Raw genomic sequence first — 12,175 nt, 5'->3', positions numbered from 1 at the left:
AAGTGGACTTCCGGGGGCCGCCCGGCGCCCGATCACCAGTCCGAGATCGGCGGATCGAACACGAACGACCCGTTGGCTTCGAGGTTGAACGGTGCGGCCTTCGAGCCGGGGATGGCCTTGGTGGTGTCGCGCACCTCGCCCTGCGCGACGATCTCGCCGGCGTCGGCCAGACGTGTCTCGCCCGCTCCGCGGGCCTCGCCGTAGTCGGCCGAGCGCAGCGCATTGTCGTCGACCAGGATGGCCTGGCGGCTGGTCACCTGAGGTGACGGCGCGACCTCGGTGACGTCGGCGCTCGCCAGCCCGCTACCCAAACTCATGAAGGCCGCGACGGCGGCCATCGATCCGAGGCCGAGAGCCGTGATCCTGTTGGTGCCGTTCATCTTCGATGTCCCTTCATCAGGCAGCCGGTGGGTCTGATGGCGGTGACGCTACGGCGGATCCGCAACCGATGCCGGGGAGAGAGGGCCTTTCCCAACCAGTTCACAGCGAACCGGTGACCGGCCCTCAGTTTGGCACCCGATCCTGTCAGGTACCTGCGAGATCGTAGCGATTCTGCGGCGTGACGATCTCGGTGACCGCCGTGGCGATCTGGCCCGCGGCATGGTTTTCCGGCACATCGGAGTTCACCGAGACGGCCAGGGTGGCATCGCGCGCGGGCAGGTAGACCAGCACGGTCGTGTAGCCGGGGATGTCACCGTTATGGCCGATCCAGCCGTGGGAGTCGAAGATCGCAAAGCCGTACGCCGCGCCGGGTGCGGCCATGGTGGGGTCGGCCAGACGCCGGGCCTGGGTGCCGGGCTGCAGCAGGGCGCCGGTGCCCATCGACTTGGCCCACGTCCGTAGATCGGCGGTCGTCGAGACGATCTTGCCCGCCGCGTCGGCCCAGGACGGATTCCAGAACGTCGCATCCTGAACGCCGCCACCGGGCGGGGAGATGTAGCCGTGCGCGAACGGTGCGGGCAGTGCGCCGTCGACCGGATAGGACGTCCGCCATAAACCGGTCGGCGCAAAGATGAACCGCTGCAGGTATTCACCGAATGGGAGGCCGGTGACGGTCTCCACCACCAACGCCAGCAACACGGTGTTGGTGTTGCTGTACTGATAGTCGGTGTCCGGCGCGAAATTGGGCGGGTGGGCGAACGCGACCGCGAGCAACCGCCGGGGTGTGTAGGCGAACGCGTCGGGCCCGGTGGGAGCCTGGGCGAAGAACTCGTCGACCCACTGCTCGTCCTCGCTGTAATCGAAGAGCCCACTGCGCATGCGGCCCAACATGTTCAGCGTGATCCGGTCCCCGTTGGGCACTCCGTCGACGTACCGGCTGATCGGATCGGTCAACCTGATACGGCCCTGATCGACCAGCTGCAGGACCGCGGTACCGGTGAACGTCTTGGTGACGCTGCCGATCCGGGTGTGATGGTCCAGAGTCAGTGGCTCACCGGTGACGGTGTCCGCGACGCCGATGGCGCGTTCATAGTCGATGCTGCCGGGGACCACCACGGACACCAGCGCGCCGGGCACGTCCATCTCGGCGACCTTGTCCGCGATCACCCGGTCCAGACGGGCGGTGAGATCCGGTTCGGCGGCCGCCGAGGGTGTCGGCACCGCCCCCAACAGCAGCACGGTGGCGATCAGCCCGATGGTCCGTCGACATCCGCGCACAGCGACCTCGATCCTTGCGTGATATGTGCAGTGAGCATAGTTGTGAAGGCACTGCGGCGCCGCCGATGGCGAGAACAGCCATCCGGCAACATCGATCCGCGATAACAGCTGATCCTGCGTCCGGTAGAACGGATCCATGAGGCGAAATGCTGTCCCGTCGGTGCTGATGTCCGCATTGATCGGGGGTTCGGTGATGACCGCCCCGACGGCCCGCGCCGAACCGGTGCCCGTCATCGTGCCGACCGTCCTGTCGTCCGTGCCGCACGATCCGGGTGCCTACAGCGAGGGGCTGGAGTTCGATGGCCCGGCGCTGTACGAGGCGACCGGTGAGGTGGGCAAATCCCAACTGCGCCAGGTCGATCCGGTGACCGGAGTGGTGCTGCGGGCCGCCCCGTTGCCTGCTGACTATTGGTCCGAGGGCATCGCGGTGGTGGGGGACACCATCTGGCAGCTGACCTACCGCGACGGTGTCGTGCTCGAATGGGACAAGGCGACGCTGACCGTGCGCAGTGAGATTCCGCTGCCGGGTGAGGCGTGGGGTCTGTGCCACGACGGGGGACGCTTCATCGTCAGCGACGGCACCGACCGGCTGCGGTTCTTCGATCCGTCGTTCACCGAGACCGGCAGCGTCCGCGTCACCCGCGACGGCCAACCGGTGAACGGGCTGAATGAACTCGAATGCGTCGGCGGACAGGTGTGGGCCGCGGGATGGCCGAATGACACCTTCCTGCGGATCGACCCGAACACCGGGGTCGTCAACCTGGTCGCCGACGTATCGGGGCTGTGGAACTCCGGTCAGCGCGACAGCAGCAGACAGGTGGTCAGCGGTATCGCGCACATCGGCGGCGCGGAATATCTGATCAGCGGAAAGGATTGGCCGCAGAGTTACCGGGTGGTGCTGCAGTAGCCGCGGTACCCAGGCCGATATCGGCGACGGATTGTCCGCTGACCTGCGGCGAGATGGGTGCCCCCGGCAGGATTCGAACCTGCGGCCTTCTGCTCCGGAGGCAGACGCTCTATCCCCTGAGCTACGGGGGCGCGTGGTACTCGCGCCGTTGGGCTCAGACAGACTAACCCATCGACGGCCGGACCCGAGAACCGGAATGGATTCGGGCTGCGACCATGGCAGACCATAGGATGGACCCCCGTGACACCTGCCGATCTGGCTGCCCTGCTCAAGGCCACCGCCGCCGCGGTCCTGGCCGAGCACAGCCTCGACACCAGCGCGCTGCCCGAAACCATCACCGTCGAGCGGCCGCGCAATCCCGAGCACGGCGATTACGCCACCAACATCGCGCTGCAACTCGGCAAAAAGGTCGGGGTCAACCCACGCGAGCTGGCCGGCTGGCTGGCCGCCGCGCTGGCCGACGCCGAGGGCATCGCCGCCGCCGAGATCGCCGGCCCCGGTTTCGTCAACCTGCGCATCGAGGCCTCGGCGCAGGGTGTCGTCGTCACCAACGTGCTGGCCGCCGGCACCGGCTACGGCAACTCCACCGAGCTGGCCGATCAGGTCATCAACCTCGAGTTCGTCTCGGCCAACCCGACCGGGCCCATCCACATCGGCGGCACCCGCTGGGCCGCCGTCGGTGACGCGTTGGGCCGGCTGCTGAGCACCCAGGGCGCCGCGGTCACCCGCGAGTACTACTTCAACGACCACGGTGCGCAGATCGACCGGTTCGCCCGGTCTCTGCTCGCCGCCGCGAAGGGCGAGCCCGCCCCCGAGGACGGCTACGCCGGCACGTACATCAACGACATCGCCGCCGCGGTGCTCGCCAAGGCACCCGAGGCGATGAGCCAGCCCGCCGACCAACAGCAGGAGACCTTCCGCTCCATCGGCGTGGACCTGATGTTCGACCACATCAAGAAGTCTCTGCACGAGTTCGGCACCGACTTCGACGTCTACACCCACGAAGACTCGATGCACACCTCCGGCCGCGTCGGGCAGGCCATCCAGAAGCTGCGCGACAACGGCGCCATCTACGAAAAGGACGGCGCAACCTGGTTGCGCACCACCGAGTTCGGTGATGACAAGGACCGGGTGGTCATCAAGAGCGACGGCAACCCGGCCTATATCGCCGGTGACCTGGCCTATTACCTGGACAAGCGCGAGCGCGGCTTCAACCTGTGCATCTACATGCTCGGCGCCGACCACCACGGCTACATCGCCCGCCTCAAGGCGGCCGCCGCGGCGCTGGGTGACGACCCGAACACCGTCGAGGTGCTCATCGGGCAGATGGTCAACCTGGTCCGCGACGGGCAGCCGGTGCGGATGAGCAAGCGGGCCGGCACCGTCATCACCCTCGACGACCTGGTCGACGCCATCGGCGTGGACGCCGCCCGGTACGTGCTGATCCGGTCCTCGGTGAACAGCCCGATCGATATCGACCTGGGACTGTGGGCCAGTGCGTCCAACGAGAACCCGGTGTATTACGTGCAGTACGCGCACGCTCGGCTCTCCGCGCTGGCCCGCAACGCCGCCGAACTGGGGCTGGCCGCCGACACCGCGCATCTGGATCTGCTGACCCACGACCGCGAAGCCACCCTGATGCGCAACCTCGGTGAGTTCGGCCGGATCCTGAAAACCGCTGCCTCGCTGCGTGAACCGCATCGGGTGTGCCGCTATTTGGAGGACCTGGCCGGTGACTACCACCGGTTCTACGACTCCTGTCGGGTGTTGCCGCAGGGCGACGAGGCCGCCGGCGACCTGCACGCGGCCCGGCTGGCACTGTGTGAGGCCACCCGCCAGACCATCGCCAACGGTCTGCAGATACTGGGCGTCAGCGCCCCGGAGCGGATGTGAGCGCGCAGCCCGGCACCGGTGTGCCGCTCAAGCCCGAGAGTGCCGACGAGATCATGTTGTTGGCTCCGAATGTGTGGCCGCAGAACCTGACTCGTGGCGACGACGGCATGGTGTCGGTGGCCGGGGTGTCGGTCGCCGACCTGGCCGCGCAGTTCGGTACCCCGCTGTTCGTCATCGACGAGGACGATTTCCGCTCGCGCTGCCGCGAGATCGCCGCGGCCTTCGGCGGCGGGGAGCACGTGCACTACGCGTCGAAGGCGTTCCTGTGCAGCGAGATCGCCCGCTGGGTGCATCAGGAGGGCCTGTCGCTGGACGTGGCCACCGGTGGCGAACTGGCCGTGGCGCTGCACGCCGACTTCCCCGCCGAGCGAATCACGGTGCACGGCAACAACAAATCCGTCGACGAGCTCACCGCCGCGGTCGACGCCGGCGTGGGCCATATCGTCGTCGACTCCGAGATCGAGATCGAACGCCTGGAGGCCATCGCCGGTGCGGCCGGCGTCGTGCAGGACGTCCTGGTGCGGGTCACGCCCGGGGTGGAGGCCCACACCCACGAGTTCATCTCCACTGCCCACGAGGATCAGAAGTTCGGGCTGTCGCTGGCCAGCGGTGCCGCGATGGAGGCGGTGCGTCGGGTCTTCGCCACCGAGCACCTGCGCCTGGTCGGCCTGCACTGCCACGTCGGCTCGCAGATCTTCGACGTGTCCGGATTCGAGATCGCCGCGCGTCGCCTGCTCGGTCTGCTGCGCGATGTGGTCGCCGAATTCGGTGTCGAGAAGACCGCCCAGATGAACATCCTCGATCTCGGCGGCGGCCTGGGGATCTCATACCTTCCGCACGACAACCCGCCGCCGATGCAGGAACTGGCCGACAAGCTCAAGAAAATCGTGGCCAACGAGTCGGCCGCGGTCGGCCTGCCCACCCCGACGCTGGTGGTCGAACCCGGCCGCGCCATCGCCGGACCGGGCACCATCACCCTCTACGAGGTCGGCACGGTCAAGGACGTCGCCGTCAGCCCGACCGCACACCGGCGCTATGTCAGCGTCGACGGCGGCATGAGCGACAACATCCGGCCCGCCCTCTACAACGCCGAATACGATGCCCGGCTGGTGTCGCGGCTCAGCGATGCCGCTGCCGTGCTGGCCCGCATCGTCGGAAAGCACTGCGAGAGTGGCGACATCATCGTCCGTGACACCTGGGTGTCCGAGGACCTGGTCCCGGGCGACCTACTGGCCGTCGCCGCCACCGGTGCGTACTGCTATTCGATGGGCAGTCGGTACAACCTGTTGCGGCGCCCCGCGGTGGTCGCGGTCAAGGACGGAAGCGCACGGCTGATCCTGCGCCGGGAAACCGTCGAGGATCTTCTGAGCTTGGAGGTAGGTCAATGAGTGAGAAGCCGATCGGCATCGCCGTTCTGGGACTCGGCAATGTCGGCACCGAGGTGGTGCGCATCATCGAGGAGAGCGCGGCCGACCTCGAGGCGCGCATCGGTGCTCCGCTGCAACTGCGCGGTGTCGGCGTCCGCCGCGTCGCCAAGGACCGCGGCGTACCGGTGGACCTGCTGACCGACGATATCGACAAGCTGGTCGCCCGCGATGACGTCGACATCGTGGTGGAGTTGATGGGTCCGGTGGAACCGGCGCGCAAGGCCATCATGGCCGCTCTGGAGAAGGGCAAGTCGGTCGTCACCGCCAACAAGGCGCTGATGGCGCAGTCGACCGGCGAGCTGGCCCAGGCCGCCGAAAAGGCGCGCGTGGACCTGTATTTCGAAGCCGCCGTCGCCGGCGCGATCCCGGTGATCCGCCCGCTGACCCAGTCGCTGGCCGGCGACTCGGTGCTGCGGGTGGCCGGAATCGTCAACGGGACCACCAACTACATCCTGTCGGCCATGAACGACACCGGCGCGTCCTACGAGAGCGCCCTGGCCGATGCCAGCGCCCTGGGCTACGCCGAGGCCGACCCGACCGCCGACGTCGAGGGCTATGACGCCGCCGCCAAGGCCGCCATCCTGGCCTCCATCGCCTTCCACACCCGGGTGACCGCCGACGACGTCTACCGCGAGGGCATCACCAAGGTCAGCGCCGAGGATTTCGCGTCGGCCAAGGCGCTGGGCTGCAACATCAAGCTGTTGGCCATCTGCGAACGGCTCACCAGTGGCAAGGGCAAGCAACGCGTCTCGGCCCGGGTCTACCCGGCGCTGGTTCCCATGGACCACCCGCTGGCCACGGTCAACGGTGCATTCAACGCCGTCGTCGTCGAGGCCGAGGCCGCCGGCCGGTTGATGTTCTACGGTCAGGGCGCCGGTGGCGCGCCGACCGCCTCGGCCGTGATGGGCGATGTCGTGATGGCCGCGCGCAACCGGGTGCAGGGCGGTCGCGGGCCGCGTGAGTCCAAGTACGCCAAGCTGCCCATCGCCTCCATCGGTGCCATCCCGACCCGGTACTACGTCAACATGAACGTCAAGGACCAGCCGGGCGTATTGTCCGCTGTCGCAGCTGAATTCAGCCGGCACGAGGTCAGCATCGCCGAGGTTCGCCAGGAGGGCATGACTGATCACGAGGGCGAGCCGTGCGGCGCCCGGATCGTCGTGGTCACCCACCAGGCCACCGACGCCGCGCTGTCCGAGACCGTCGAGGCGCTGGCCGGGCTCGACGCCGTACAGACCATCAACAGCGTGCTTCGCATGGAAGGTGCAACATCGTGAGCAAGGCTCCAGTCCACACCCCGTGGCCGGGTCTGATCGCCGCCTACCGCGATCGACTCCCGATCGAGGACCACTGGACCCCGATCACCCTGCTGGAGGGCGGAACCCCGCTGATCCACGCCAAGCGGCTGTCCGAACAGACCGGCTGCACGGTGCATCTCAAGGTCGAGGGACTCAATCCCACCGGGTCGTTCAAGGACCGCGGTATGACGATGGCGGTCACCGACGCGCTGGCTCGCGGTCAGCAGGCGGTGCTGTGCGCCTCCACCGGTAACACCTCGGCATCGGCGGCCGCCTACGCGGCCGTCGCCGGGATGACGTGCGCGGTGTTGATCCCGCAGGGCAAGATCGCCATGGGCAAGCTGGCCCAGGCAGTCATGCACGGCGCCAAGATCATTCAGGTCGAGGGGAACTTCGATGACTGCCTCGAGCTGGCTCGCAAGCTGACCGCCGATTACCCGACCATCGGGCTGGTCAACTCCGTGAACCCGGTCCGCATCGAAGGCCAGAAGACCGCGGCGTTCGAGATCGTCGACGCGTTGGGCACCGCGCCGGATGTGCATTCACTGCCGGTCGGCAATGCCGGCAACATCACCGCCTACTGGCGCGGGTACCGCGAGTACCACCGCGACGGGATCTCGGATCGGCTGCCCCGCATGCTCGGCACCCAGGCCGCCGGCGCGGCCCCGCTGGTGAGCGGCCAGCCGGTCAGCAACCCGGAGACCATCGCGACCGCCATTCGCATCGGATCGCCGGCGTCGTGGAACACGGCGGTCGAGGCGCAGCAGCAGTCCGACGGCCGTTTCCTGGCCGCCACCGACGAGGAGATCCTGGCCGCCTACCGCCTGGTCGCCGCGGCCGAGGGCGTGTTCGTCGAGCCCGCGTCGGCGGCCAGCATCGCCGGTCTGCTCAAGTCGATAGAAGACGGTTGGGTCAAGCCGGGATCGACGGTGGTGTGCACCGTCACCGGTAACGGCCTCAAGGATCCCGACACCGCGCTGAAGACCATGCCCGACGTCACGCCGATCCCGGTCGATCCTGCTGCCGTGGTCGCGGCGCTGGATCTGGGCTGACGGGCGGCGATCCGACGTGACCCACACCCTGCCGCCCGGACTCCGGGCCGGTGCCGTCGTCGCGGCGTCCAGCGCCAACCTGGGCCCGGGTTTCGACAGTCTGGGCCTCGCGTTGAGCCTGTACGACGAAATCGAGGTCGAGACAGCGGATTCCGGGTTGGCCGTCACTGTCGAGGGCCAGGGTGCAGGGCAGGTTCCGCTTGATGCCGATCATCTGGTGGTGCGGGCGATCCGCACGGGTCTGACCGCCGCAGGTCTGCACGCGGATGGCCTGAAGGTGCACTGCCGCAACGTTATTCCGCACTCCCGCGGACTGGGTTCCTCGGCGGCGGCCGTCGTGGGCGGGCTCGCGGTGGCCAACGGGTTTGCCGCCCAGGTTGATTCGGCCGAGCTGTCCCGTGACGAACTGGTGCAGCTGTCCTCAGAGTTCGAGGGGCACCCTGACAATGCGGCGGCTGCTGTGCTCGGGGGCGCGGTGGTGTCCTGGACCGTCGACGGCAGCGAACCGGCCCGGTACGACGCCGCGCACCTGCAACTGCACCGCGACATCCGGTTGTTCCCGGCCGTTCCCGAGACGCGTTCCTCGACGGCGGCGACTCGTGGGTTGCTGCCCGAGCAGGTCAGCCACCTCGACGCGCGGTTCAATTTGGCGCGCGCCGCGATGCTGGTGGTGGCGCTCACCGAGCGGCCGGATCTGCTGCTGGAGGCGACGGGGGACCGGCTGCACCAGGCGCAGCGGGCGCCGGCCATGCCCAGTTCGGCGGAATACCTGGCGGTATTGCGGCGTTGTGGAATAGCAGCGGTGCTCTCGGGTGCCGGACCTGCGGTGATCGCATTGACCGACGGTCGTGACCTACCCGAGGAGGCGTTGGCCTACGGCGCCGCCAACGGGTTCACCGTGACCGAGATGCGGGCCGGCGAAGGCGTCCGCTGGAGCACCGGGTCGCCGGGTCGGTAACGCACCGGGACAAGAGGCGGGATCAACACACAAATCGTGGCGCTTCTTGCAACCGGGCGTGATGCGGGTTATTCTCGCTTCCGTCCCGTAATCGCAGCGTGTCTACCTGCGCCGACGCTAGGACGACTACCCAATCTTCTCGTGTTTCACTCGTGGACTGATGGTCTGCCGCACGGCGGCTGACCCTGGCGATCACCGTTGCGCAGGTGACGGTGGCGTCGCGGGAAACCACGCGCCCGGCCGCTTGGCTGAGCGCAGATGACCTTCGGGGACCCCCTCGCGCGAAAGCCACATGCGAGGGAAAGAAAGGAAATCCGTGACTGATACGGACCTCGTCACAGCAACCGACAGCGGCCAGACGGCCGCGCCCACGGACGCTGTGAATTCAGCCAATGCCGCGCCGAGCGCCGGCGTCACCCGCGGTGGCCGTTCCGGCTCGCTGACGTCGATGCTGCTTCCGGATCTGCGCGCACTGGCCGCCGAAGTAGGTGTCAAGGGCACCTCCGGCATGCGCAAGAGCGATCTGATCGCCGCCATCAAGGAGCACCGCGGTGAGGGAGGCGGCGCCGCAGCGGCCAAGTCCGCGCCCGCGGCGAAGACCGAGAAGGTGCAGCAGCCCACCTTGGACGCGCCCGTCGAGCAGTCGAACCAGGCTGCCGAGGACGCGCCGCAGCAGAATCCGCCGCGTCGGGAGCGTCGCGGCGCGGCTCGCCAGTCCGGTGCGCCCGACGCCCAGCAGGGCGGCAACGGTGACGCGGACAAGGCCAAGACCGCCAAGAGCGACGACGCCAAGGCCGACGCCGCCGACAGCGGCAGGTCCGGCGCCGACAAGGCCGACAATGCCAAGTCCGAGAACACCCAGTCCGGTGGCGAGGACGGCGGCCGCCACGGCAACCGCTCCGACAACCGCAATGACAACGCCGACCAGCAGGGCGGCAACCAGAACCGCAACGCCAACAACAGCGGCGGCGGTGGTGGTAACGCGAACAACAATTCCAACAACGACGATGACGAGGGCCGCGGCGGCCGGCGCGGACGTCGTTTCCGGGACCGCAGGCGGCGCGGCGAGCGCTCCGGCGGCGGTGACGGTAACCAGGGCGGCGGTGGCGACCGCGACACCGAATTGCGCGAAGACGATGTCGTGCAGCCGGTGGCCGGCATCCTCGACGTGCTGGACAACTACGCCTTCGTCCGGACCTCCGGTTATCTGGCCGGGCCGAACGACGTCTACGTGTCGATGAACATGGTCCGCAAGAACGGCCTGCGCCGCGGTGACGCCGTCACCGGCGCCGTGCGCGTCGCCCGCGAGGGTGAAGGCGGTGGTGGCAACAACCCGCGGCAGAAGTTCAACCCGCTGGTGCGCCTGGACACCGTCAACGGTGGCCCGGTCGAGGCGGCCAAGAACCGGCCGGATTTCGGCAAGCTGACCCCGCTGTACCCGAACCAGCGGCTGCGCCTGGAGACCACCCCCGAGCGGCTGACCACCCGGGTGATCGACTTGATCATGCCGATCGGCAAGGGGCAGCGCGCGCTCATCGTGTCGCCGCCCAAGGCCGGTAAGACGACGATCATGCAGGACATCGCCAACGCGATCACCCGCAACAACCCGGAATGCCACCTCATGGTGGTGCTCGTCGACGAGCGCCCCGAAGAGGTCACCGACATGCAGCGCTCGGTGAAGGGTGAGGTCATCGCCTCGACCTTCGACCGGCCGCCGTCAGATCACACCCAGGCCGCCGAGCTGGCCATCGAGCGGGCCAAGCGCCTGGTGGAGCAGGGCAAGGACGTCGTCGTCCTGCTCGACTCGATCACCCGACTGGGTCGCGCCTACAACAACGCCTCGCCGGCGTCGGGCCGCATCCTGTCCGGTGGTGTGGACTCGACCGCGCTGTACCCGCCGAAGCGGTTCCTGGGCGCCGCCCGCAACATCGAGCACGGCGGTTCGCTGACCATCATCGCCACCGCGATGGTCGAGACCGGCTCCACCGGTGACACCGTCATCTTCGAGGAGTTCAAGGGCACCGGTAACGCCGAGCTGAAGCTCGATCGCAAGATCGCCGAGCGGCGCGTGTTCCCGGCCGTCGACGTCAACCCGTCGGGCACCCGCAAGGACGAGCTGCTGCTCGGCGCCGACGAGTTCGCGATCGTGCACAAGCTGCGTCGCGTGCTGTCCGGGCTGGACAGCCATCAGGCGATCGACCTGCTGATGAGTCAGCTGCGCAAGACCAAGACCAATTACGAGTTCTTGGTCCAGGTCTCCAAGACCACCCCGGGTGGCATGGACAACGACTGACCCCTGCGCGAGCAGACGCGAATGGCCCCACTTTGTCGAGAAAGTGGGGCCATTCGCGTCTGCTCGCGGGAGGCTAGACCGCCGGATCGGCCTTCAGGGCCGGCAACACGTACCGGCGGACATGCGTGAGCAGCTGTGCCGGGTCGGTCGGGTCGAGCGTGTCACCGGGCACGGTGGCCAACGAGATCACCACTCGGGCAACCCATTCCGACGCCTCGTCGATGAAGACTCCCGCATGGATCTCGCCGCGGTCGCGCGCCGCCACCAGATACCGCGACCAGAAACTCGCCAGATCGGGCACCAGGCCCTGGACCCCGGCGCCGGCGCACGCCGCGAACTCCTCGGGTTCTTCGACCCGCAGCTTCATCAGCAGCGCGCCGGGATCGTCGTAGGCGGTACGTCCGTGCCGGATACCGGCCACGATCTGCTGATCCAGGCCCTGCACCTGGGCGAGCACCGCGTGCGCCTCGGACCAGTAGACCTCGTTGAGGCGGACGATCGCCGCACCCAGCAGGGTGACCTTGTCCGGGAAGTGCCGATACAGCCAACCGCGTGACACCCCGGCGGTCTCGGCGACCTCGGACACAGTGGTGGCCCGGATGCCCTTGGCCCGCAGGCATACCTCCGCCGCATCGATCAAGCGGTCGCGGACGGTGGCCGTGGCGGTCGGCAAGGGCGGACTCCTCGA

At 68.2% G+C, this 12,175-nt stretch carries 10 protein-coding genes and 1 tRNA gene; 7 read left to right on the top strand and 4 right to left on the bottom strand.

All coding sequences use genetic code 11. From position 1 onward, the window contains the following. Nucleotides 1–32: 32 nt before the first annotated feature. Nucleotides 33–380 carry a hypothetical protein gene (locus tag ACWDUN_RS24400; RefSeq protein ID WP_449932682.1) on the bottom strand — a complete coding sequence of 116 codons (348 nt, stop codon included), beginning with the start codon at nucleotides 378–380 and terminating at the stop codon, nucleotides 33–35. Between the two features lie 145 nt (nucleotides 381–525). Further along, entirely contained in the window at nucleotides 526–1,659 is a 1,134-nt protein-coding gene (locus ACWDUN_RS24395) for a serine hydrolase domain-containing protein (RefSeq protein ID WP_449932680.1), read from the bottom strand. A gap of 136 nt (nucleotides 1,660–1,795) precedes the next feature. Between ACWDUN_RS24395 and ACWDUN_RS24390 the strand changes: the two genes are divergently transcribed. Further along, a complete protein-coding gene (locus ACWDUN_RS24390) occupies nucleotides 1,796–2,566 on the top strand; it encodes a glutaminyl-peptide cyclotransferase (RefSeq protein ID WP_449932678.1) in 771 nt (256 codons plus the stop codon). 58 nt (nucleotides 2,567–2,624) lie between these two features. Here the strand turns inward: ACWDUN_RS24390 and ACWDUN_RS24385 are convergent. Next, nucleotides 2,625–2,697, bottom strand: a tRNA-Arg gene (locus tag ACWDUN_RS24385). A 109-nt stretch (nucleotides 2,698–2,806) separates the two neighbouring features. On the opposite strand from ACWDUN_RS24385, the gene argS reads away from it, so the two are divergent. From argS to rho, 6 genes are all read left to right on the top strand, one after another. Beyond that, complete coding sequence (gene argS / locus ACWDUN_RS24380) at nucleotides 2,807–4,459, top strand: arginine--tRNA ligase (RefSeq protein WP_449932676.1); 1,653 nt, start codon at nucleotides 2,807–2,809, stop codon at nucleotides 4,457–4,459. 53 nt (nucleotides 4,460–4,512) lie between these two features. Next, nucleotides 4,513–5,847 (top strand): diaminopimelate decarboxylase, encoded by a 1,335-nt coding sequence (gene lysA, locus ACWDUN_RS24375; protein ID WP_449932784.1) that lies wholly within the window; start codon nucleotides 4,513–4,515, stop codon nucleotides 5,845–5,847. Continuing rightward, nucleotides 5,844–7,163, top strand: coding sequence for a homoserine dehydrogenase (locus tag ACWDUN_RS24370; protein ID WP_449932674.1), 1,320 nt, complete (start codon nucleotides 5,844–5,846; stop codon nucleotides 7,161–7,163). Before lysA ends, ACWDUN_RS24370 begins: the two co-directional genes overlap by 4 nt. Beyond that, nucleotides 7,160–8,236 carry a threonine synthase gene (gene thrC, locus ACWDUN_RS24365; protein ID WP_449932672.1) on the top strand — a complete coding sequence of 359 codons (1,077 nt, stop codon included), beginning with the start codon at nucleotides 7,160–7,162 and terminating at the stop codon, nucleotides 8,234–8,236. The genes ACWDUN_RS24370 and thrC overlap by 4 nt, the downstream gene beginning before the upstream one ends. 16 nt (nucleotides 8,237–8,252) lie before the next feature. After that, the gene (gene thrB, locus ACWDUN_RS24360) at nucleotides 8,253–9,194 is read left to right on the top strand and encodes a homoserine kinase (protein ID WP_449932670.1); all 942 of its coding nucleotides are present in this window, start codon (nucleotides 8,253–8,255) and stop codon (nucleotides 9,192–9,194) included. Between the two features lie 316 nt (nucleotides 9,195–9,510). Further along, nucleotides 9,511–11,487 carry a transcription termination factor Rho gene (gene rho / locus ACWDUN_RS24355; protein WP_449932668.1) on the top strand — a complete coding sequence of 659 codons (1,977 nt, stop codon included), beginning with the start codon at nucleotides 9,511–9,513 and terminating at the stop codon, nucleotides 11,485–11,487. 73 nt (nucleotides 11,488–11,560) lie between these two features. On the opposite strand, the gene ACWDUN_RS24350 is transcribed toward rho, so the two are convergent. After that, the gene (locus ACWDUN_RS24350; protein WP_449932666.1) at nucleotides 11,561–12,160 is read right to left on the bottom strand and encodes a TetR/AcrR family transcriptional regulator; all 600 of its coding nucleotides are present in this window, start codon (nucleotides 12,158–12,160) and stop codon (nucleotides 11,561–11,563) included. Nucleotides 12,161–12,175: the final 15 nt, after the last annotated feature.

The organism is Mycobacterium sp. NPDC003323 (assembly GCF_053589535.1).
The sequence above is the reverse complement of the archived record's forward strand: the minus strand, read 5'-3'. Positions and strand labels throughout refer to the sequence as shown.

Excerpts from the sequence above, each read along its gene's own strand:
- ACWDUN_RS24400 (WP_449932682.1), bottom strand. The coding sequence starts at position 380 with ATGAACGGCACCAACAGGATCACGGCTCTCGGCCTCGGATCGATGGCC.
- ACWDUN_RS24370 (WP_449932674.1), top strand. The coding sequence starts at position 5,844 with ATGAGTGAGAAGCCGATCGGCATCGCCGTTCTGGGACTCGGCAATGTC.
- ACWDUN_RS24390 (WP_449932678.1), top strand. The coding sequence starts at position 1,796 with ATGAGGCGAAATGCTGTCCCGTCGGTGCTGATGTCCGCATTGATCGGG.
- lysA (WP_449932784.1), top strand. The coding sequence starts at position 4,513 with ATGTTGTTGGCTCCGAATGTGTGGCCGCAGAACCTGACTCGTGGCGAC.